Origin of the sequence: Nocardia sp. GP40 (genome assembly GCF_050434125.1) — a bacterium.
GTDB lineage: Bacteria > Actinomycetota > Actinomycetes > Mycobacteriales > Mycobacteriaceae > Nocardia > Nocardia albiluteola.
On sequence record NZ_JBNPVW010000001.1, the window covers coordinates 419864 to 443778 of the forward strand.

Annotated in this window: 11 protein-coding genes; 4 read left to right on the top strand and 7 right to left on the bottom strand. The window is 70.1% G+C overall.

From position 1 onward, the window contains the following. Positions 1–274 precede the first annotated feature (274 nt). Positions 275–3565, bottom strand: coding sequence for a protein kinase domain-containing protein (locus ABH933_RS01750; protein WP_429414348.1), 3291 nt, complete (start codon positions 3563–3565; stop codon positions 275–277). Positions 3566–3763: 198 nt separating this feature from the next. On the opposite strand from ABH933_RS01750, the gene ABH933_RS01755 reads away from it, so the two are divergent. Continuing rightward, positions 3764–4030: a PucR family transcriptional regulator gene (locus tag ABH933_RS01755; protein WP_429414351.1), complete on the top strand. Its 267-nt coding sequence runs from the start codon at positions 3764–3766 to the stop codon at positions 4028–4030. Positions 4031–4101: 71 nt separating this feature from the next. After that, a complete protein-coding gene (locus tag ABH933_RS01760; RefSeq protein WP_429414354.1) occupies positions 4102–5934 on the top strand; it encodes a penicillin-binding transpeptidase domain-containing protein in 1833 nt (610 codons plus the stop codon). Positions 5935–6333: 399 nt separating this feature from the next. Here ABH933_RS01760 and ABH933_RS01765 read toward each other — a convergent pair whose 3' ends face one another. From ABH933_RS01765 to ABH933_RS01790, 6 genes are all read right to left on the bottom strand, one after another. Next, positions 6334–6846, bottom strand: coding sequence for a peroxynitrite isomerase (locus ABH933_RS01765; protein ID WP_429414357.1), 513 nt, complete (start codon positions 6844–6846; stop codon positions 6334–6336). 90 nt (positions 6847–6936) lie between these two features. Next, positions 6937–7755, bottom strand: a complete 819-nt coding sequence (locus ABH933_RS01770) for an ABC transporter permease (RefSeq protein WP_245401188.1) — start codon at positions 7753–7755, stop codon at positions 6937–6939. 3 nt (positions 7756–7758) lie between these two features. Beyond that, positions 7759–8607, bottom strand: coding sequence for an antibiotic transporter (locus tag ABH933_RS01775; protein WP_429414361.1), 849 nt, complete (start codon positions 8605–8607; stop codon positions 7759–7761). Then, a complete protein-coding gene (locus ABH933_RS01780) occupies positions 8604–9593 on the bottom strand; it encodes an ATP-binding cassette domain-containing protein (protein ID WP_429414364.1) in 990 nt (329 codons plus the stop codon). The genes ABH933_RS01775 and ABH933_RS01780 overlap by 4 nt, the downstream gene beginning before the upstream one ends. Further along, positions 9593–21499 (bottom strand): amino acid adenylation domain-containing protein, encoded by an 11907-nt coding sequence (locus tag ABH933_RS01785; protein WP_429414367.1) that lies wholly within the window; start codon positions 21497–21499, stop codon positions 9593–9595. The genes ABH933_RS01780 and ABH933_RS01785 overlap by 1 nt, the downstream gene beginning before the upstream one ends. A 52-nt stretch (positions 21500–21551) precedes the next feature. Beyond that, positions 21552–22007, bottom strand: coding sequence for an AMP-binding protein (locus ABH933_RS01790; protein ID WP_429414370.1), 456 nt, complete (start codon positions 22005–22007; stop codon positions 21552–21554). A 291-nt stretch (positions 22008–22298) separates the two neighbouring features. Between ABH933_RS01790 and ABH933_RS01795 the strand changes: the two genes are divergently transcribed. Together ABH933_RS01795 and ABH933_RS01800 are read left to right on the top strand one after the other, a co-directional pair. Beyond that, positions 22299–23111: an ABC transporter permease gene (locus ABH933_RS01795; protein ID WP_429414373.1), complete on the top strand. Its 813-nt coding sequence runs from the start codon at positions 22299–22301 to the stop codon at positions 23109–23111. Continuing rightward, positions 23108–23914 (top strand): ABC transporter permease, encoded by an 807-nt coding sequence (locus ABH933_RS01800; RefSeq protein WP_429414376.1) that lies wholly within the window; start codon positions 23108–23110, stop codon positions 23912–23914. Before ABH933_RS01795 ends, ABH933_RS01800 begins: the two co-directional genes overlap by 4 nt. The last annotated feature ends 1 nt before the right edge of the window (position 23915 follow it).

Sequence of the window (23915 nt, forward strand, 5' to 3'; positions counted from 1 at the left end):
CCTGTCCCGAGATCCGAACGGGGGCTCAGTACAGTCCCTGATGGCATGAAGGAGCGTGCCTCCGCTCCTCGTGACCGTTCCGGGCGCGCATGCTCGGGGTGCTCACGTTGTAGCTCTCGCGCCGCACCGCCGGGCTCAACCTGCGCAGTCTCATCCGGCGGGGCTCACCAGCGCCGAAGGCCTGTGGGGCCCGGGTCCTCACAGGCCGCGCAGCGGACCCCATGCCAATAGTCCCCCGCCCCAACTCCCTCCCGGCTCGTCTGTCAGCGGCCTCCTAAGCACCGTTCAATCGCTCAGTATTTTCCAGGACCCAGGCCATGATCTGGGCGCGGGAGGTGAATCCGAGCTTGGTCAGGATATGTTCGGCATGCCCCTCGGCGGTACGTTGCGCGATGACCAGTTTTGCGGCGATCTGCTTGTTGGTCAGGCCTTGGGCGATCAGTGCTGCGACCTGCCGCTCACGTTTGGTCAGCTCCACGGACGGACTCGACGGGCGCGCGGCGTCCGTGGTTTGTTCCCCGAGTGCGTAGGCCACCGCGGCGTCCATGCCCTTCACCTGGCCGCGCCGAAAGGCCGCTGCGAATCCGCGTGGGCCGAGGGCGGCACGCACCGTCCGGTCGCATTCCTCATGGTAGGCCAACAGCCCCGGGACGCCGAACAGGATGTTCCCTATGGACTGCCACAGTTCGCCCGCGGCTCCCAACAGAACGGCGGCGTGCTCGGCAGCCCCATCGGCAGCGGCGATCCAGGCAAGCGCCTCGAGACTCTGCGCGGCAAGCATAGCGCTGCCCACCTGCCGGTTGATGCGCAGCGCTTCCAGGAGCAGTTCTTGTGACCGTCGCCGGTCGCCCTGCTTCCATACCGCGGTGCCCAGGGCCCACAGCGCGGTGGACCGGAACACCGTTTCGCCGTATTTCTCGGTGATCGCCAGTACTTTCCCGTGATATTCGATCGCTCGCGCGGGGTCGCCGTGCATGGCATGGTTCAAACCGAGAGTGATCAAAGCGCCGACGTACCGAGGCTCTCGCGGATTCGCGCCGAACACCTCGATGACGCGTTCGAGGGCGGCCGAGGCCGAAGCGAGGTCACCCCCGTAGAACGCCAGATAGCCTTGGGCATAGTCGACCAGCGCTCGGATTTCCGGAGTGGGAGCTTGCTCGGCGAGCGCGCGTGCCTGCTGCACCAAGGCGGCTGCCGCTTCGAGGTCACCCTGGATTGCAGCCATCACGGCGCCAGTGTGCAGCGCCTTGACACGGTCGGGTATCGAGTAGACCTTCGGGTGGGCCAGGATGCGGTCGATCCAACGCCGGCCTTCTCCGAGCAGGCCAAAGTACGTCCAGAACAGCCACAGTGCGCCGGCTGTGCGCAGTCCGGTTTGGGCCGCCTCCTCAGTGTTGTCTGCCTGGCTGTATTCGAGCGCCTCCCGCAGATTGGGTTCTTCGCGTTCCAGGCGCGCGACCCAGTCGATCTGGCGATCGCTGACCCACTCGGCCTCGGCGTCCAGCGCCAACCGCTGATACCAGTGGCGGTACCGACGCCGTAGCAGATCGGCTTCGCCGGACTCCTGCAGCTTGTGCCGACCGTAGTCCCACACGGTGTCGAGCATCCGGAACCGCACGACGGCATTGGATTCCTCCCGGATCAGGACCGACTTGTCCACCAGCGAGAACAGCACATCGAGCGCGCTGCCCGGCGCCATATCGTATCCGCACACCTGCTCCGCGGCCTCGAGTTCGAAACCGCCCACGAACACCGACAAACGGGCCCACAACCGCTGCTCGTCCGGAGTGCACAACTCATAGCTCCAGTCGATACACAACCACAGCGTTTGCTGCCGCGTCGGCGCGGTGCGGCTGCCTCGAGTCAGCAGCGCGAACCGATCGTCGAGCCGCCCCAGGATCTGCTCCGGCGACATCATCCGCATCCGCGCCGCCGCCAGCTCGATGGCCAGCGGCAATCCATCCAGGCGGGCGCAGATGCGGGCGACGGTGACTACGTTATTGTCGCCGAGCTTGAAGCCGTTCACCGCGGCGGCGGCGCGGTCGGCGAACAATGTCACCGCGTCATACCGCGGCAGTCCCCGCAACGATGGTGCCCGGCCCGGATCCGGAACCGTCAGCGGCAGCACCTGCAGCAACGCCTCCCCGGCGATATTCAACGCTTCCCGACTGGTGATCAGGATCCGGAGGTTCGGACATGCCCGCAACAGCGTTTCGACCAACTCCGCTGCGGCCGCCACCACCTGCTCGCAGTTGTCCAAGATCAGCAGCGCCCGCCGAGCCGACAGGTACTCGACCACGACCTCGCGCAACGGCCGTGCCGACTGATCACGCAGACCCAGCGCGCCCGCAACCACATCCACCAGCAGCGACGGATCCGACACGTTGGCCAGGCCGACAAACCACATCTCGTCGGCGAAATCGCGTCGCACAGCCGAGGAGGCCCGTAGCGCCAACCGTGTCTTGCCGACCCCACCGACCCCGGTCAGCGTCACCAGCCGCGACGAGGCCAGCAGATTCTTCACCTCCGCCACTTCGGTGCGCCGGTCCACGAAACTGGTCAGCTCCAGCGGCGGGCTACCTGCTCCACCATGACCCACCACCATCGCCGGTGGCGGATGCCATCCCCGTGTCGGCGGCTCGCGGTCGCGGCGCTGCGGGACCGGCTCGCCCTGCAGCGCCATCTCATCGACACAGAACCCGTGGTGGCGTTGCGCCTGCCGGATCGCCTCGCCCAGCGCCACCGCCGACGGCCGCTCGCCGGGATCGCGGCTCATCGCCGCCGCCACCACCGCCGAGACGTCGTGGGCGATGCCGTGCTCGCGCAGATCCGGCACCGGTTGTGTGGTGATCCGCAGAAACTGGGTGACCACGTTCTCCCCGCTGCGCCGCTCGAACGCCGCATGCCCGGTCCACGCACAGAACAAAGTGGCACCCAGCCCATAGACGTCCGCCGCCGGAGTCGGAACCTGCCCCTCCAGCACCTCCGGTGCGGTGAACGCCGGAGATCCGGTCACGGTTTCCGCCCCGGTCTGGAACCCGCCGGCGATGCGCGCGGTACCGAAATCCGACAACGCCGGCTCACCGTAATTGGTGAGCAGAATATTTCCCGGCTTCACGTCCCGATGCACGATGTGCAACCGATGCGCGTACTCCAGCGCCCCGGCGATCTTCACCCCGACCCACAGCACGGACTCCACCGGCAGCGGCCCCTGGCGACGGATCTGCACATCCAGGGAGTCCAACGGGTGATACGGCATCACCAGATAGGGGCGCCCGCCGGCAGTGGTACCGGCCTGCAGCACCGTGACGATGTTCGGGTGGCCGGTCAGCCGACCCATAACCCGCTGCTCCCGGAAGAACCGCGCCTGATTCTCCTGATCCAGCTCGGCGGTCAGGATCTTCACCGCCACCGTCCGATCCAACGAGGGCTGGGTGCAGCGGTACACCACCCCGAACCCACCCCGCCCGACCTCTTCGGCGTTCTCGAAACCGGCTGCGCTCAGTTCGTCCGTGACCGGCGCAGACTCATCGCGAAACGTCCGGAACGGATCATCCTCGCTCATCAACAGTCCACCACCAAATCCACAGCAACTGAAAAAGGCGCTCGCTGTCGGACAATCCTCAGCGTATCCCACGCAAGCGCAACCACACGGTAATCGAGGGATTCGCTGGCGGACGCGTCCGCCGCGCTCCGGCTGGGTTCGCCGAGATCCGGCGCCGACATCGCGATAGCCGACATCGCGGATCTTCGCGTCCTGCAGTTGCTGGACGCCGCGGGTCACGGCGCCCGCGCCCGTTTCGCCGACGCGCAGCTCGCGCGTCTGGTGATCGAGCCCGACTATGCGGCCCTGCGGGATTCGCTGATTGCCTGGTGTGAAAGCGGATTCAATCTCGTCGGGACGGCCGCGCGCCTGTCGATCCACCGCAATACCGTCGTCTACCGGCTCGACAAGATCGCCGCATTGACCGGCCGCAATCCCCGCGACCCCAAGATCGCGGTCGCGATGTACCTGGCCTGCCTGGTGTGAGGTGACGGCGAGCGCGTTCTCCCGTGTGTCGACCGGTTAGCGGGCACATTGCCTGGATACCATTCGATGCGATGGCGACGCTGCGAAATCCCTGCTGGTACCGCACGAATGGGCGAGTGCGGCACCGGATGCTGATCGTGCTGGCCGCCGCCGTGGTCGGGGCGGCGACCGGTGCGTGCGGTGGCGGGCCGCAGGGGCCGGTCGTGGCCGCCGACGATTTCGTCACCGCACTCGCCCGCCACGACGTGGGGTCCGCGGCAGGTATGACCAATCAGCCCGACAGGGCACGGGCCGCGCTCGCGGCGGCCTGGGACAACCTGGGTGCACAGCAGATGTCGGCGCACACCGGCTCGGCCCACATCAGCGGTGATACCGCCACGGTGAACTACACCTACGAATGGCATCTGGCCCGGGGACGCGTCTGGACCTACTCCGGGGAACTGCCGATGGGCCGCACCGACGGCCGCTGGCAGGTGCGCTGGATGGCCTCGGACATTCATCCCCGGCTCGGGGACACCCAGACGATGGCGCTGCGCGAGACCCCTGCTCCGCGCGCCAGGGTCAACGAGCGCTCGGGCACCGATGTGTTGATACCCGGTGTGGTGCACCGGATCACGCTCACCCTGGCCGATGCCACCGATCAGCAATACACCGTGAACACGCTGAGCTCGGTGCTGACGCGGTTCGACGACACCCTCACCCCGGCCGCTATCCTGGCTGCCGCCCGCCAGGCCGGTGGCACGGATACCGTTGCGCAGCTGACCGATTGGGAGTTCGACCAGATCGGCGACGCGCTGCTCGGACTGCCCGGGGTCACCATGGCCAAGGAGTGGGACATGGTGCCCACCGACCGGAACTTCGCGCCGGACCTGATCACCCAGGTGCGCAAGACCGTCATCGACGAGGTCGATGGCAAATCCGGCTGGGACGTCGTCACCGTCAATGCCAACGGCGTGGACACCGACATCCTGAAAGAGGTTGCGCCGCAACCGGCCCCGTCCTTCGCGCTGAGCCTGGACCGCGACGTGCAGAACGCGGCGCAGCGCGCGGTGGACGGCCGCACCGAGAAGGCGATGATGGTGGTCGTCCAGCCCTCGACCGGCGCGGTGCTGGCCGTGGCGCAGAACAAACAGGCCGACAGCGACGGCCCGGTGGCGACCTCGGGCCTGTATCCGCCGGGTTCGACCTTCAAGACCGTGACCGCGGCCGCGGCGATGTCGGCGGGTATCGCCGAGCCCGACAGCACGGTGCCGTGCCCGAGCCGGATCGTGATCGGACAGCGCACGATCCCCAACTACGACGAATTCAGCCTCGGCGACACCTCGATGGCGGTGGCCTACGCCCGGTCCTGCAACACCGCCTTCGCCAAGATCGCCAGCCGGCTGCCGGGGGATGCGCTGACCACCGCGGCCGCGAAATTCGGTGTGGGCCCGGACTATACGATCGCCGGGCTGCCGACCGCCTCGGGGTCGGTCCCGCCGACCGGCGATCAGACCCTGCGCACCGAGAACGGGATCGGGCAGGGCCGGGTGCTGGCGAGCCCGTTCGCGATGGCGCTGGTCGCGGCCACCGTGGCGCACGGCTCCACGCCGGTGCCCTACCTGCTGTCGGGGCACCCGACGACGGTGGCCGGTGCCGGATCCGCACCCGCGCCGAAGATCATCGTCGGGCTGCGGCAGATGATGCGCAAGGTGGTGCTCGACGGGACTGCCGACCGGATCGCCGATCAGGGCGAGGTCTACGGCAAGACCGGCGAGGCGGAGGTGGAGGGCGGATCGCACTCGTGGTTCATCGGATACCGCGGCGATATGGCGTGGGCGACCTTGCTGGTCGAGGGCGGTAGCTCCGACAATGCGGTGGCGGTGACCCGCGATATGCTGCTCGCGGTGCCATCGGGAGCGTGAGAATTTTTGCGGCAGTGGGGTTTTGCTTCGGTTCAGCGTTCGTGAAGAGGTTTCAGGTCGTCGTGTGCGCCGGCGGGGGCATTCGTGTGCGCCGGCGAGTTGCCGCCGTCCGAATTGTCGCCGAGTATCTCCACGGCGCCAGCGCCGGCGAGGATCATTCCCGCGGTGAAAACTACTAGAGCCGACCGCTTCATAGTCTTCTCCCTATGGGTGGGCGTTCTCCCGTGTGGGTGAGGGAAAGGCGAAGGGTTCGAATCGTGGTCGCCAGGTGTTAGCTGATCCAAAAACGGTAAGACGGCACGCCATGCAGGGACAACCCCCATCCGCGGCCGGATACCGGCAAAACCGCACAATCGTGCAGGTCAGCGGATGGGTCACAATGTCGTCTCGGTTGGGTTACTACTCCGCGCGTCGCAGGGTGGCGGCGAGGTGGTGCTGTTCGGGCTGCCCCACCGCGGCCATCCGCAGCGAGTAGTCGATCGTGTCGCCGACCAGCCGGAAGCTGCGGCCCAGCGCGGTGACCAGCTTCGCGGTGCTGCTGCGGCCGATGTGGGTGGAGCCCATCTCCAGGCGCAGCCCGTCCTCGGCCAGCTCGATGGTGCCCTCGCAGATCTCGGTGATGCCGGTCGGGTGCGCGAGGATCAGCTCGATCCGGTCCGGGCCGGCGCAGCGCAGGTAGCCGGTCTCGGCGTGCAGCGAGCGGCCGTCGCCGGCGTGGCGGGTGCGCTGTCGGTAGGTCAGGAACGGGCGGCCGACATGACCGAAGTGAATCTCCTCGTCGTAGTCGAAGGATTCGATGGTCGGATACTCGCCGTGGCCGGAGCCGCGCCAGGTGCCCAGCAGCGGGGCCAGATGGGCGATGTCGGGGTGGGGCGTGACGGGAGATTGCGGTTCGAGCACGGCGGTCAGCATAGTGCGCCCGAGAGTGCCCGGTGCCTAGTCGATGCGCCGATTCGCGACAAGATGCGAAGGGGGCCTTGACAACGGCGGATCGTCCCGGGCTCACCGGCGGCTGGCCCGGCGGTAGCCGAAGGCCGCCGGGACCGCGAAGACCAGGATCAGGCCCAGCGACCACGCGACGGTGAGAGCGAGCGGGCGGGCGAGGGGACCGCCCAGCGACAACGCCTTCATCGTGTCCACCGCCACCGACAGCGGCTGCTCGCGCACCACCGGCTGAATCCACCGCGGATAGGCGGCCAGGGGGACGAATCCGGTGGAGAAGAACATCAGCAGCGAGCTCAGCACCGCGATGCCCTCCACCAGGGTCGCCTTGGCGGTGAACACGGCCACCGCGGTCACCATCGTGGCCACCGCCAGCCCGAGCAGCACCGGGATCAGGACGAAGGCGGCCGCGGCGGCCGGACCCTGCTGGAACCGGAATCCGAGCAGCAGGCCGACCACCACGACCACCGCGGTTCCGGCCAGGATGCGGCACCCCTCGGCGAGCACCCGGGCGGCCAGGCCCGAGGCCCGATGCACCGGCAGCACCCAGAGGCGGGCCAGCAGGCCGGATTCGCGCTCGCGGCCCAGGATCACCCCGCTCGCCGCCGCCCCGGACAGGGCGCCGATGATCGCGACCATAGGCACCGACCCGTACAGGGCGCTGGTGCCGGAGAAGCGCTCGATCTGGCTGCCGACCACGATGTCGAGCATGACCAGCAGCAGCACCGGGAAGACCAGCGTCTCCACCAGCGTGACCGGGCTGCGGGACCAGCGCAGCAGCAGCCGCTGGGTCTGAACGACGGTGTGCCGCAGCAGCGCGGCGGCCGAGCCCTCGGGGTACCGGATCATCCCGGCTGTCTCCATCGGTGGCACGCTCATGTCTCACGCCCTCCGACTATTCAGCCGCACAGCGAAATACGCGCCCAGCGCCAGACCGGCCATCAGCCATCCGAGGGTGGGGGCCAGCAGTGACCAGCTGATCGTGCCCGCATTGCCGCCGGTGTCCCCGGCGAGGGCGCGCAGCGCGACGGCGAACTGCGAGACCGGTTGATTCCGCACGAAGGGCTGAATCCAGTGCGGGAACTGGTATGCCGGGGCCAGCCCCGTGGAGAGCATGCCGAAGATCAACGGCGGCAGCACCAGGGCCTGGGTGGTCGCCTCCGGACTGCCGGCGGCGGTGCCGATCGCGTCCGCGCCCAGGGTCAGCATGATCCCGAGTGCCAGTGACAGCAGCAGGAATCCGACGGTGTGGGCGGCGTCGAGGCGAAAGCGGAATCCGATGAGGTAACCGCAGGCGACCGCCGCGGTCTCGGCGATGAGCAGCCGGACGATGTTGCCGGACATGCGCGATCCGAGCGGGACCAGCGGCGCGATCGGCATCGCCCCGAAGCGCCGGTCCAGGCCGGACACCGCGTCGGTGGCCGAGCGGAAGGCCGCGGAGATCGCGGTGAACTGCGCGCCCTGCAGGATCACCAGCGGCATGACGAATTGCGCGTAGCTGCTGAATCCCATACCGGCGAAGGACATCACGCGGTTGAGCGGCACATAGAACCCGGCGGTGAACGCGGCGGGCGCGAACACCGAACCCAAGACCTCGCCCGACCACAGGGCGGGCACGACCAGGCGCGCGGTGAGCACCCACCATTGCCGCAGCGTCGTCGCGGTCGTATGCCTGGGCGTGGTCTGGTCGGCGGTTCTCCGGTGGTCGAGAACCGTTGTGGCGGTAGTCATGCGGGCACCTCGGCGGCGTCGCGGACCGAGGCCGGCCGGGTGTTCGCGGTGGCCGCGGTGAGGCGCAGGAAGACCTCGTCGAGCGAGGGGCGGCGCAGCGCGATGTCCAGCAGCTCGATCTCGGAGCCTGCCAGCCGGTGCAGTACCCGGGTCAGCGTTCGGGCGCCGTCGGGCGCGGGTATCGAGATGCGACCCGCGGTGGGCAGCAGCGCACAGTGATTCGGGATCAGGTCGCCCAGGAGCCGGGCCATCGCCGGCAGGTCCTGCGCGTTCAGCGGCACCACCTCGCAGTAGCTGCCGCCCGTCCGGGATTTCAGCTCGTCGGGGGTGCCCTCGGCGATGACCCTGCCGTGGTCGACGACGATGATCCGATCACACAGCGCGTCGGCCTCCTCGAGATATTGCGTGGTGAGCAGCGTGGTGATGTGGTGCGCGCGGAATTCCGAGACCAGTTCCCACACCCCCTGCCGGCTGCGGGGATCCAGGCCCGTGGTGGGCTCGTCCAGGAAGACCACCCGGGGTCGCACCACCAGGCCGCAGGCTATGTCGATGCGGCGGCGCATCCCGCCCGAATACGTGCCGACCCGGCGGCGGGCCGCGGCCTCCAGCCCGAATTCGGCGATCAGCTCGTCGGCGCGGGCGCGGGCCTCGCGCTTGCGCAGACCCATCAGGCGGCCGAACAGCACGAGATTCTCCAGGCCGGTGAGCATCTCGTCGAGCGCGGCGAATTGGCCCGTCAGCATGATGCACCGGCGCACGGCGGCCGGGTCGGCGACGACATCGTGCCCGGCCACCGTCGCCCGGCCGCGGTCGGGCGCGATCAGGGTGGACAGGATGTTCACGATGGTCGTCTTGCCCGCGCCGTTGGGACCGAGGATGCCCAGCACCTCGCCCGGCGCTGCCCGGAAGTCGATGCCGCGCAGCGCGTTCACCGCGCCGAAGGACTTCGCCACTCCCTCTACGACCACTCCGTCAACGGAATTCACTACGGTGCCTCCAGGTACTCGTCCACTACTCGGGCAATTCGGGGTAATACGTGTGGCGCGGTCATCGCGTCGTGGGCCGCGTCGATGTCGTGGGCGGCGATGGCGCCGCGCACGTAGGGGCGCCAGCCCTCGGGGCCGGTCAGGTCCGATCGACCCACGGTCGCGGTGAAATACAGCAGGTCACCGCCGAATACCGGGCGGCGATAGCCGCGGCGCATGCGAGCCGATGCGTTGTAGGAGGCGGTGATTCGCTCCAGCGTCAGTGCATCGAGCACCGCGGTGCCGAACCGCTCGGCCAGCAGCCGCGCCACCTCCTCGGCGCTCGCCTCGGGCGGCATCGCGGGCAGGCCGAACGGCGCGCCGAAGGTGTTCACGAGCGCGCCGACGCCGAATTGCTCGACCGCCTCGTCCCCGAGATCCGCGGTATCGGAGTCGAGCAGGGCCACCAGACCCACTGCGTCGCCCTCGCTTTCCAATCGGGCCGCGAGGGCGTGGGCGATGACGCCGCCCAGTGACCAGCCCAGCAGGTGGTACGGCCCCTCGGGCTGGATCCGCCGGATCTCGCGCAGATAGCGGTCGGCGAGCTCGTCCACGCTCGCCGGGGCCGCCTGCCCGCTCAGCTCGGGCGCCTGCAGGCCGTAGACGGGCCGTCCGGGGCGCAGCAGTTCCGCGAGACCCAGGTAGGGCCAGGCGATTCCGGAGGCGGGATGGATGCAGAACAACGCCGGGCGTTCGCCAGTCGTGCGAATCGGCAGCACCACCTCCAGCCCCAGGGCGGCGGCCGTGAGATCCGGTGCGGCCGTGGCGCCGGGCGAATCCGCGGCGGCGGCCAGCGCGGCGACCGTGCGGTGCTCGAAGACCTGCAGCGGGGTCAGGGCCAGGCCCCGCTCCCGTGCCCGGGACACCAGATGGACCGCGGCAATGCTGTCACCACCCAGCGCGAAGAACGAATCCCGGACCCCGACCCTGTCGCGGCCGAGCAGGTCGGCCACGATCTCGCAGAGCAGGTGCTCGGCGGGGGTCGCCGGGGCCTGGTATTCGGTTGCCGCATCAGCGAATTCCGGTTCCGGCAGGGCCGCGCGGTCGAGCTTGCCGACCGCGTTCACCGGCAGTCGATCCAGGATGACGAATGCGGAGGGGACCGCCGAGGCAGGCAGGACGCTCTCGGCATGCGTGCGCAGCGCATCCGCGTCCAGCGTGGAGATGGCGTGTTCCGTACTGTCGGCGCCGCGAGCGGGCGTCACGTACGCCGCGAGGGAGGTCGTTCCACCGGGTGCGCGGATGCCGATGGTGACGGCCTGGCCGACGCCCGGAAAACGCGACAGGGCCGCGTCGACCTCGCCCAGTTCGATGCGCTGGCCGCGCACCTTCACCTGGAAATCGGTGCGTCCCAGGTATTCCAGCCGGGGTGTATCCGGACTTCCGGTCCACCGCACCAGGTCTCCGGTGCGGTACAGGCGATCGCCGGGCGCCCCGTACGGATCGGGCACGAAGCGGGCCGCGGTCAGGTCCGGGCGGCGGTGGTATCCCCGGGCCAGGCCGGATCCGCCGAGATAGAGCTCGCCCGCGACGCCCGGGGGAACCGGGCGCAGGCGTGCATCCAGGACCAGCGTCGCGGTGCCGTCGCGGGGACCGCCGATGGTGATCGGCTCGCCCGGGACCAACGGCGAACTCGTTGCCCAGGTGGTGAATTCGGTCGGGCCGTAGACATTGGTCATCGTGCGCCCGGGAGCCCAGGCTCGCACGAGTTCGACCCCGGGGGCCTCGCCGCCGGTGCCGAGCCTGCGCAGACTCGGCACGGCCGCGGGGTCCATCGTGCCCAGGACCGAGGGCGTCAGGGCGGCATGGGTGACGCGCTCGGCGGTGATGAGATCGGTCAGGGGGGACCCGCCGTAGACCTCCGGCGGCGCGACCACGGCGACCGCGCCGGCCGCGAACGCCATCAGCGCCTCGAACACCGAGGCGTCGAAGCTGGGCGAGGCGGCGAGCAGCACCCGTGAGATGCGGTCCAGGCTCAGCCGATCAGACAGTGCCGCAACGAGATCGCCGATGCCACGATGGGTGACGACGACGCCCTTGGGACGTCCGGTCGAGCCCGAGGTGTAAATGACCCATGCCGGATTGTCCGGGTGGACGGCGGTGGCGTCGGTGGCCACCTCGGTTCCGGGCGCTGCGGATTCGTTCGGGACCATCCAGGATGTGGTGTCCGGCAGCCGGTTTCGAAAAGCGTGGGTCGTGACTCCGAGCGCCGCCCCCGAGTCGGTCAGCATCTGGTCGATGCGCTCGCGCGGATAGTTCGGGTCGACCGGCACGAAGGCGGCTCCGGACCTGGCGGCCGCCCAGACGGCGGTCAGCAGTTCGATGCCGCGCGGGAGTGCCAGGGCGATGATGGTTTCCGGTCCCGCACCGGCCCGGACGAATTCCCGGGCCAGGTTCGCGGAGCTGCGGTCCAGCTCCCGGTAGGTGAGGGTGCGGTCGCCGGAGACGATCGCCGGGCGGTCGGGATGGGACGCCGCGGTCGCCTCGAACAGTTCGGCGAGCGTGATCTCGCGGCGTGCCGGGGCAGTGGTCGGCATGCCGCGCACGGGAACCAGTGCCGCCCACTCGGATTCCGCGAGCACATCGAGCTCGGCGACGGGCCGATCGGGGGTGGCCAGTGCCGCATCGAGCAGGCGCCGCAGGCGGGTCGCGAGGTCGGCCGCGGAATCCGGGTCGAAGAGATCGGTGGCGTAGGTCAGCGTGGCGTGAATGCCCGCGGGTGTTGTGCCCGAGAGGCGTTCGCGCAGATCGAAACTCAGGTCGAACTGCGCGGCCGCGCGCTCGAACGGCTCCGGCTCGACCCGCAGCCCCGGCAGCTCCAGCGCCGGTTCGGTGAAGTTCTGCAGCGACAGCATGACCTGGAACATCGGATGGTGTGCGGCCGACCGCGGTGGGTCCAGCACCTGCACCAGGCGTTCGAACGGCACGTCCGCGTGGGCGAAGGCATCCAGGTCGCCCTCGCGGACCTCGGAAACCAGCTGTGCGAAACCAGAATTCGGATCGATGGTGGTGCGCAGTGCGAGGGTGTTGACGAACATACCGACCAGGCCGTCGAGCTCCGGGTCGCCGCGCCCCGCGACGACGGTGCCGATGACCACATCATCCGTGCCCGAGAGACGGGCCAGGAGCGTGGCCAGTGCGGCGTGCAGCACCATGAACAGGCTCGCGCCCGTCGCGGCGGCGAGGTCGAGGAGCCCGGTGTGCAGCTCGGGATCGATGAGGAATTCCAGTTCCGCGCTGCGAAAGGACTGCCGTGCGGGGCGGGGCCGGTCCATCGGCAGGTCGAGCACGGCGGGAGCCGCGCTCAGTCGCTCGTGCCAGAAGCGAATCTGCCTGGCCACCAGGGATTCCGGATCGGATTCCGCGCCGAGTGCATCGCGATGCCACAGCGCGTAGTCGGCATACTGCACCGGAAGCGCGGGAAGGGCCGTCTCGGTGGTGCCGCCGTGTGCGCGTGCGGCGTAGGCGGTCACCAGGTCGGCGGCCAGCGGCGCCATCGACGTTCCGTCGGCGGCGATGTGATGCACGACCAGGACCACCATGTGGACGCCGGACGCCAGCCGGAACAGCGCGATCCGCAGCGGTATCTCGGTGGTCAGATCGAATCCGCCGGACGCCGTCTCGGAGATCAGATCCCCCAGCGCCACCCCCGTTTCGGCGGGTGTGATCCGGACGGGCGGCGTCGATCCCTCGGCATCCAGCACCACCTGACGCGGCCCCTGCTCGTCGTCCGGGTACATCGTGCGCAGGATCTCGTGCCGCGCAACCACATCGCCGACGGCCGCTCGCAGCGCGACGACGTCGAGGTCGCCGGTGATCCGCAGCGCGGCAACAATGTTGTAGGCGTCCGAGGCGGTATCGAGCCGATTGAGCACCCACATGCGCTGCTGCGCCGGTGCGAGCGGAATACGATCCGGGCGTGGGCGCGGGGTCAGGGCGATGGCCCGCGTCGATGCCGGTTCGAGCCGCGCCGCCAGCAGCGCCACGGTCGGCGCCTCGAACAGATCACGCAGTGTGATCGCCGTGCCCAGGGTCGAATTCGCCCGGGCGACCACCCTGGTGGCGCTGAGCGAGTCCCCGCCGAGTTCGAAGAACGAGCGGTCGATGCCGATCCGGTCGAGCTCGAGCACCGCGGCGAACACCTCGGCGAGGGTGCGCTCGGCCTCGGTCCGAGGCGCCAGGTACGGGCGTTCCGAGTCCGTGAAATCCGGTGCGGGCAGGGCATTGCGGTCGAGCTTGCCGACCGGGGTGAGCGGCACCTCGTCCAGCGCCACGACCGCGGCGGGCACCATGTGGCCCGGCAACGCCGCCGCGGCCCGGGCGCGCAGCCCCTCGACGTCGATCCGATGTCCCGGGGCGGCAACGACATACGACACCAGCACCGTTGCGCCGGCCGGGCCGGGCGCACCGATGGTGGCCGCGTAGCCGACCTCCGGCTCGCGCATCAGCACCGCGTCGATCTCGCCCAGCTCGATGCGCAGGCCGCGCACCTTCACCTGGAAGTCGCTGCGCCCCAGGTATTCCAGTGCGAGGCCGGTCCCGTGTGGCCGCCGGTCCTCGACCCAGTGCACCAGGTCTCCGGTGCGGTACATGCGGGCGCCGGGTTCGCCGAACGGATCGGCGACGAAACGTTCCGCGGTGAGCGCGAACCGGTGGAAGTAACCGCGCGCCAACGCCGGTCCCGCCAGGTACAGCTCCCCGGCGACGCCGGGCGGGACGGGACGCAGCCAGGTGTCCAGCACCACGGCCCGCGCACCCCGGATCGGTGTGCCGATCGTGATCGGGCTCCCGGGCGTGAGCCGCGCGGGGCCCGTGGCCCAGATGCTGAATTCGGTGGGGCCGTACAGGTTCAACATCCGTCGTCCCGGCGCCCAGGCGGCGACGACCTCGGGGCCGACCGGTTCGCCCGCGACGGCCAGCACGTCCAGCTCGCCCAGGTCGTGCGGATCCATGGTCGCGAGCACGGACGGCGTGATCACCGCATGGGTCACCCGCTCGGCGCGCAGCAGGTCCTCGAGCTCGCCGCCCCCGTACACCTGCGCGGGGGACAGCACCAGGCACGCGCCCGCCGCGTGCGCGGCGAGCAGCTCGAAGACCGAGGCGTCGAAACTCGGCGAGGCGACCTGCAGGACCCGGGCTCCGGGCCCGACGCCCATCGAATCGCGCTGGGCGACCACGAGATTCGCCAGGCCGCGATGGGTTACCTGCACCGCCTTGGGCTTTCCGGTGGAGCCGGAGGTGTAGATCAGGTAGGCGGTCTGGTCCATGGCGACCGGTAGGCCGCGTTCGGCATCGGTGATCGGCTCCTGTGACACGGTCAGTGCGTGGCGCAGCGTGTTGAGGTCGTCCAGGAGCAGCCAGTCGATGCTGCCGGGCAGCGTTTCGCCCACCGCACACACCGTCAGGCCGATCGGGGCGCGGGAATCGGTGAGAATGTGCTCGATGCGCTCGACCGGATAGCTGGGATCCAGCGGCAGGAACGCCGCGCCGGTCTTCGCCAGCGCCCACACCGCGACCACCGATTCCACCGATCGCGTGAGCGCGACGACGACGAAGACCTCCGGCCCCACGCCGCGGCCCAGCAGTACCCGGGCGAAACGGTTGGACCACGCGTCGAGCTCGCGGTACGTCATGGAGCGGCCGTCGGCGGCGACCGCGATCGCGTCCGGGGCGATGGCCGCGCCGGCCGCGAGAATGTCCGGCAACGACTGCGGCACAGCGGAATCCGGAATTGCTGCCACGGGGGCCGGGCGCCGGGCGCCGTTGGCGGAGGGCGAGGCACCGCGAACCGGCAGCAGGGTGGCGCGTTCGGACTCGGTGCAGTGCTGCAGCGCCGCAACCCGGCGGTGCGGGTCCGCGGCGATCTGCCCCAGCAGCGAGACGAAGCGTTCCAGCAGCGACCGGGCCGTCGTGGTATCCAGGTGGCCCGAAAGGTATTTCACGCAGATCCGCAGCCGATCGCCGTCATCGTCGCGCAGCGGGAGCACCATGAGATTCAGTGGGTACGGTGTCGCGTCGGTGCCGGACACGTCCATGATGCGCAACCCCGCCAGGTCGAACGCCTGTGAGAGGGCCGCACGATCGAGCGGATACGACTCGAAAACGACCAGGGTGTCGAATAATTCGGGCATCCCGACCGCGCGGTGGATCGCGGACAGGCCGATGTGCTGATGGTCCAGCAGCCGCGCCTGTTCGGCGTGCATGCGGGTGAGCAGCGCACCGACCCGTTCGCCGGGGTCGAGGCGCACGCGCACGGGCACCGTGTTGATGAACAACCCCACCATGTCCTGAACGCCGGCCAGCTGCGGCGGCCGCCCGGACACGGTGCCGCCGAAGACCACATCGGTGCGGCCGGTGACCATGGCCAGCACCAGCGCCCAGGCCGCCTGGATCGCCGTGTTGACGGTCGACTCGGCGGTGCGCACGGCGTCCCCGAGCGCGGCGACCGCGGTGGCGGGCAGATCCACCGACACCGTTTCCGCGGCGCCGGGCGCGCGCCCGGCGCCGGCGGGCAGCGCCCGGGTCGGTGCGTCGATGCCCGCGAGCGAATCGCTCCACGCGGCAAGCGATCCGGCTTCGTCCCGCTCGGCCAGCCAGGACAGGTAGCCGCGATAGGACGCGGCGGGTGGCAGCGCGGCGCCCACGTAACCGGCGAGCAGTTCGCGCACCAGCACCGGGGTCGACCAGCCGTCGAGCACCAGGTGATGGTTTGTCATCAGCACTGTGACCGTGTCGTGGGCGGTGCGCAGGAGGGTGAGGCGCAGCAGCGGCGCGCGGGTCGTGTCGAAGGCGGTCGCCGCATCGCGGGCCACCACCCGGTCGAGTGATTCCGCGCCGGGCTCGGTGAGATCCAATTCCCGCCAGGGGAGTTCGGCGGTCGCGACGACCAGCTGGCGCGGGCCGTCCGCGCCGTCGGCGAAGGCGGATCTGAGGATGTCGTGGCGGTCGACGAGCGCCTGCGCTGCCGCCCGCAGCCGGGCGGAATCGATGCCGCCGCCGAGGTCGAGGCGGGTCTGCACGACGTAGTCGTCGGCCGCCGATTCCGAGGCGGCGTCGTAGCGGGCGTGGAAGAGCATGCCCTGCTGCAGCGGTGAGAGTGGGCGGACGTCGACGAGGTCGGGATATTCCCGGGCCCACCGGTCCAGTTCGGGCCGGGTGAGCCGGACCAGATCGAAATCCGACGGGGTGTGCGCCCCGGCGCCGTCGCTGAGCGCGTGTGCGGCAAGGGAATCCAGCGCGCCCGCCCACAACTTCGCGAGGGCGTCGACCTCGTCTTCACACAGGATCCGCGAGGCGTAGGCCCACGTCACCTCGAGGCCGGAGTCGCCCATGAGCGCGTTCCCGTCGAGGGCGGCGGCTAGCGGTGCACGGTCGTCCTGGGTGGCCTCGAAACGGCGTGGCAACCAGGGCATGTCGCCGGTTGCGGCGCGGCCGAGATAGTTGAAGCTCAGCAGCGGATCGGGACGACTCGCGAGCTCCGGGGCGGTGTCCGGGTTCAGTTGGCGCAGCAGCCCGAATCCGATGCCCTTGTCCGGCACGGCGCGCAGCTGTTCCTTGACCGCTTCGATCGCGGCCCCGGCGGCCGGGCCACCCGCGTAGGCGTCGTCGAGATCGATGCCGGTCACGTCCAGCGCCACCGGATGGACACTGGTGAACCACCCGACGGTGCGGGCGATGTCGGCGCCGGGCAGCAGCGACTCCTCGCGGCCGTGCCCCTCGAGCGTGAGCAACGTGGTGGTGGTCTCGCGCCAGCGCGCTACCGCGAGAGCCAGAGCGGTGAGCAATGCCACCTCGGGGCCGCAGTGGAACCGGTCCGGAATCACCTCCAATGCCGTGGCGGCGACGTCGGGCGCGATGGTCGTCCGTACTCGCCGCATCGTGGCGGCAACGTCCAGCGCCGGGTCCAGCGTGCCGGGCAACGCATCGGCCGTTGCGAGAACCTCACGCCAGTAGGGCATTTCGCTGACTCGCGCCCGCGCCTCGGCGCGCTGGCCGTGCGCCCACCGGCGGAACGAGGTGCCGACCGGCCGCAGCTCCGCACCGGCGGCCGCCGTGGCGAGATCGGGCAGCAGGATGCGCCAAGAGACGCCGTCGACCACCAGGTGGTGCAGCACCAGCCACAACTGCGGCGCTGTCTCGGACTTCGCGTCTATGGACCCGGCGATCAGCACGAAACGCGCAACGACACCGATGGTCGGATCGAGGCCGTCGGCGGCGCGATGGAGCGCGGTCTCGACGTTGTCGGGGTCTGTTCCGGATACGACCTCGAGCAGATTTGCCGAATTGATCGAACCGCGTTCGCCGACAACCCATTCCCAGCCTTTGCCGTCGTTGCGCAACGTGCTCCGCAGGATGTCGTGGTGGTCCACGAGCTTCTGCAGGGCGGCGACCACCTCGACGGGATCGAGATCGTGTGGCAGCCCGATCAGCGCGGCCTGAGCAAAACGTCGCCAGCTGAAGCCGGATTCGGCCGAGCCGGATTCCAGCATGGCCTGCACGATCGGAGTGAGCTCGATCGGACCCAGCCCGCCGCCGGGCAGTTCCGGCACCGCCGGCGTCTCGGTATCGGTGGCGATCGCGGCGAGGGCCGCGACCGTCTTGTACTCGAACACCTCTCGCGCGCCGAATCCGAGTCCGGCCGCCCGCGCTCGGGAGACCAGCTGCAGGGCAATGATGCTGTCGCCACCCAGGGCGAAGAAGTTGTCCTCGACGCCGAGCGACTCCAGGCCCAGCACCTCGGCGAACAGCTCGGACAGCAGCCGCTCCCGGTCCGTGGTCGGCGGCCGCCCGGCACCGGTCACGGCGCCGAAGTCGGGGTCGGGTAGCGCGCGTCGGTCGAGCTTGCCCGCGGGCGTGAGTGGTAGCCGAGCGAGCGGCACGATGCGGGCGGGGACCATGTGCGCGGGCAGCGTCCGAATCAGCGCGGCGGTCAAGGCGTGCGAATCACTGTGCGGCGCGACGACATAGGCGACGAGCGCGGTAGCGCCCGAAGGGGTCCGGGCGCCGACGGTGACCGCCGCCTCGGCCCCCGCGGCCCGCAGGGCCGCGTCGATCTCGCCGAGCTCGACCCGGAATCCGCGGATCTTCACCTGAATGTCGCTGCGGCCCACATAGTCCAGCTCCGTCCGGTCGCCGCGCGGCATCCACCGGACGAGATCCCCGGTGCGGTAGAGGCGTCGGCCGGGCGTGTACGGATCGGCGACGAACCGCTCCGAGGTCAGCGCGGCGCGGCCGTGATAGCCGCGGGCCAGGCCGGTGCCCCCGAGGTAGAGCTCGCCGGTCACCCCGGGCGGCACCGGGCGCAGCCACGGGTCGAGGACGACGGCGCTCGCGGCGCGCACGGGCGTCCCGATCGTCACCGGTTCGCCCGGTGTCAGCGGACCGGACCACGTCGCGGTGACGGTTGTTTCGGTGGGGCCGTAACCGTTCCGGATCGTGCGCCCGCGCCAGGCCTCGACCAGCTCCGGCGGCACGGCCTCGCCGCCGACGCCCAGCGTGCCCAGGTCCGGCAGCCCGGCCGGATCCAGCGAGCCCGCGACCACCGGGGTGACGTTGAGATGCGTGACCCGGGTGCTGCGCAGGACGTCGGCCAGTTCGGCTCCCGCATACGCCCGCGGCGGGACGACCGCGACGCACCCGCCCGAGGCGAGGGGCACCAGCAGCTCCTCCACCGAGATGTCGAAGCTCGGCGAGACCGCGTGCGCCACCACCGAATCCGCCGCAATGCCCAGCGCAGCACCGGTGCTGGCGACGAGATCGGCAAGCCCGCGGTGAGATACGGTGACGCCCTTGGGCAGGCCGGTCGAGCCCGAGGTGTAAATGATGTAGGCCGTGTGGTCCGGATGTATGGGCCTCTGGCGATCGGCGTCGGACACGGGACCGGGATCCTGCTCGGCCAGCTGATCGCGCAGGGCGGGATCGTCGAGCACCAGCCAGGTCACGTTGTCCGGCAGCATATTTCGCACGCCGGAGACGGTGATGCCCAGCCGGGCACCGCTGTCGGAGATCATGTGCTCGATGCGATCGGCGGGATAGCCCGGGTCGATCGGCACGAAGGCCGCGCCCGACAGGGCGGTGGCGTACCAGGCCAGGACGGATTCCGCCGACCGCGGGGTGGCCAGGGCCACCATGCGTTCGGGTCCCGCACCGGCGGAAATCAGCAGCCGGGCCAGGCACTGGGCGGAATCGGTCAGCTCGCGATAGGTCAGCTCGGTGTCGTCACAGCGCAGCGCGGGCGCGTCCGGATCGACGGCTCCCGCCGCGAGCAGCTCCGGAAGGGGCCGTGCCGCAACACCTTCGCGCCCGCGGACGGGGGCGAGCGCGGCACGCTCGTCCGGTTCGGTCACCGGCAGGGCCGACAGCGCGGTATCGGCGCCCGCGGCCGCGAACCGGGACAGGTATGACAGGAAACGCCGATGCTGGCCGGCCAATTCGGTCTCGTCGTACAGGTTCGGATTGGCCTGGAAGTCGATGTGGGTGGCCTGCCCTCCCACGCCCGGATAGACGTTGACGAAGAGGTCGTCGATCAGCCCGGAGGTCAGCACGTGCAGCCGCCCGGTCACCTCGCCCAGGGTGATCGCGGTGTCGGCCAGGATCAGGTTCACCGTCGGGCCGAAGGAGGTGATGTCGTCCGCGGCCCAGCCCAGGTCGCGAATGATGTCCTCCTGGCGGTAGCGCTGGCGGCGCAGCGCCCCGGTGAGTTCGGCCTGGGTCGCCCCGATGAGCTCGCCGACGGTCAGGTCCGGTCGCAGCCCCAGGCGCAGCGGCACCACATTGGCGACCATGCCGCCCGACCGTCGCAGCGTCGCGGTGGTGCGGCCCGAAATGGGCAGTCCGAGAGTGATTTCCGCGGATCCGGTCATCGCCCCGAGGTAGGCGCCGAAGGCAGCCACCACGATCGGGGCGGTGCTGGACGCGCGCTCGGCGGCGATGTCGTCGATCAGTCGCGCGGTCCCGGCGGGCAATTCGGCGCTGACCACACTCGGCTGCGCGTCCACCGCTGCGGTCCGGCCCGCGAGTGTCACCGGCGCGGCCAGTCCCCGCAGATGATTGCGCCAGTAGTCGCGATCGGTGCTCAGACGCGGCGAATTGCGGTATGCCACATCATCTTCGACGACCCGGCGCAGTTCGTCGGCCCGGCCGGGCGGGACCGGCGCGCCGGCGATCTCGGCGTCGTAGATCTCGGTGGTGCGCCGCACCAGCGCCAGCAGGCCCATGCCGTCGAGCACGATGTGGTGCAGCCGCGCATACCAGAACCAGCGCTCGTCGGCCAGCCGCAGCATCGCGACCTCGACCAGCCGGTCGGCCAGCAAATCCAGCGGCGCGGCATACTCCGCGCGCATCCAGGCGTGCGCCGCCGCCTCCGGATCGGCCTCCCCGCGCAGGTCGATGGTCCGGATCGTATCGTCGAGGCCGGGGTCGATGATTTGCGCGGGCAGCCCGCCGACGTCGATCAGCCGCAGATATCCGGTGCCGAATTCCCGCCCGGCCCGGCGCTGGGCGCGCGAAAGCGCCTCGATGTCAACCGGTCCCGCGATATCGACGTATTGCGCGATGGAGATCGGTGTTTCGCCCCCGAATTGCTGGGCGAACCAGATTCCGCGCTGCGCCGCCGAAAGCGGGAACGCACCCGGGGGGAGGGGAGCGGCATCGAGTGGCAGGCGAGTGTTGGGGACTGCGGTGCCGCAGGACGGGGCGCCGGTGTCGCCGGCTGAGCCGGACGTGTCGCAGGCGTGGGTCCGCAGGGCGGTGGCATGCGGCAGCGCGCCGTTCACCGGGCGCGGCGAGGCGTGGGTGGCGTGCGGCTGAGCCGGGGCTGACGGGGACTGTTCGAAGCCGGGATCGGAAGCGGTGAGCTGCTGGGTCATCTATTTCTGTGGGCCTTCGGCTCGTGGTTGCGGGTGGTTGGGGTGGGGTCGGTCAGCACGCCTGGCGGGTCACGCCCAGTTCGGCGTCGGTGATCGGGGCGTCCGAGCCGGTCAGGTACTCGACGAGGGTGCTGTGGTCATCGAGGACCAGCCAGGAGACGGTGTCCGGCTCGGGCCGCCGGGCCCGGGTCGTCACGCCGATGCCCGCTCGGTCGCGCAGCGGGCCGGAGGCCGCCGACACGGGGATTGCCCCGATCTTGGTGATCGCCCAGCGGGTCACCGCGCCCTCCAGCACCGGCAGCTCGGCCGTGGCGATGTGCGCGCCGGGGTGGGCGCCGCGGCGCAGCAACATTCTGGCGATGCGGTTGGCCCAGCAGTCCAGCTTGTGCTGATCGAGTGTTCCGATCTCGGTGGTGGCCGCGGACCGCACGCGGCGGGGGCCGTCATATGTGGACGGAGCTGCGGAGATGTTGTGCATCTCGGCAGTAGGGTCGATGATCTTCGGCATTGCTACAGGCCCCTTCTAAGTTCGGGTTCGCTCGCGGTCGCGGTGATTCCAATCTGGTCGGCCGGCGGGCGATTCGACAGCATCCCCAGTAGTGGTCGCTGGCCCCGCAGGGGGTGGTCGCGGTGCACCCTGGGGTGATTGACGTCCGCAAATCCGTCACTTCGCCCGCCTCATCTGGTGAGATGGAGACGACCGGTTGGCTGACGCGGGACGGAGCGTGGACGGATGGACGGGCATACCGCGATTGCCGACCGTGGGGACGGTGAGCCGGCGGAGCTTGCGGAGGCGGGGGTGAGCACTGCCGCAGTGCTCGTGCTGCCGATCCGGCAGTGGTGGGTGCTGACGCTGCGCATCGTGCGGCCCTCGCTGCGCAACGGCGAGGTGCTGACCGCGCTGCTCACGCCGAGCGTGTTCACCATCGGATTCTTCGTGCCGCTGAACCGGGTGATGACGCTCTTCGGCTTCGGCATGAGCAGCTACGCGCAGTTCCTGATGCCGATGATCGTCATGCAGGCGGTCTCGTTCTGCGCGACCACGGCGGCGCTGCGGGCCGCCACCGATAGCCGTGACGGACTCGACGAACGATTCGCCGCCATGCCGATGCCCACCGCCGCGCCGTTGGCCGCGCGCATCGCGGCCACGCTGTACCGGGTGGTCATCGCGCTGTGCGCGGGCCTGGTCTGCGGTCACATCATCGGCTTCCGCTTCTATGGAAGCTGGTGGGACACGGTCGGTTTCCTCGTCTACACGCTGCTGCTCGGCTTGATGCTGGGCCTGGCCGGCGATCTGATCGGAGCGCTGTCGCGCAGCCCCGAGGCGACCACGCAGGCGCTGGTACTGCCCCAGCTGATCCTGGGCATGGTCTCCACCGGATTCGCCCCGGCGGCCCAGTTCCCGAGCTGGATCCGGGGTTTCGCGCGCAATCAGCCCGTCTCGCAGTTCGTCGACGTGATGCGGGTGCTGGCGGGGGATCGCGCGGGCGGCGCGGGCGGCGCGGGCGCGGTGAGCTGGTCGGCCCTGGGCCCGGGGATCGCCTGGCTGCTGGTCGCGCTCGTGGCGTTCGGTGCGGGCTCGGGGGTCGTCGCCGCGCGGAGGCATCGGTGACCGCGGTGCTGCCGGAGGTCACCGGCCCCACCGAAACCTGGCGGAAGTTGCTGCCGCAGACTCTTCTTCAGACCCGGCGGCTGCTGATCCGATGGCGCCGTGACCCGTTGACGGTGGTGGGGTCCCTGGGGCTCCCGGCGCTGCTGCTGGTGATGCTCAATACCGTGCTTGGGCGTCAGATTTCGGCCTTCTCGGGGGCGAGCGCGCTCTACGGGTCGGTGCCGATGGTGACCCTGGTGGCGGTGATGTCCGGGTCGGTGGCGGGGGCGATCACCCTCGGGCGCGAACGGGATGCGGGACTGCTGGCCCGATTCTGGGTGCTGCCGGTGCATCGCGCCTCGGGGCTGCTGGCGCGGATTCTGGCCGAGGGGGTCCGGATCGTGGTCTGCACGCTGGTGCTGTTCGGGGTGGGGGTGGCGCTGGGATTCCGTTTCCGCCAGGGAATCCCGGCCGCGATCGCGCTGCTGGGGGTGCCGATGGTGTACGGCCTGGGATTCGCCGCCCTGGTGACCGCGGCCGCGGTGTTCACCGCCAGAACCGCACTGGTGGAGGCGATTTCGCTGGGGTCGTCGCTGCTGATGTTCTTCTCGACGGGATTCGTGCCGTTGGCCGCATATCCGGCATGGGCCGAGCCGATCGCGGCGCATCAGCCCATGTCGTACGCGATCGATGCGATGCGCGGCCTGTCGCTCGGTGGCCCGGTCCGCGGGCCGCTGCTTGCGACGCTGGCCTGGTCACTGGGTGCGCTGGTGGTGTTCGCCGTGCCCGCCGCCGTCGGTTATACCCGCGCGAGCAGGGCCTGAT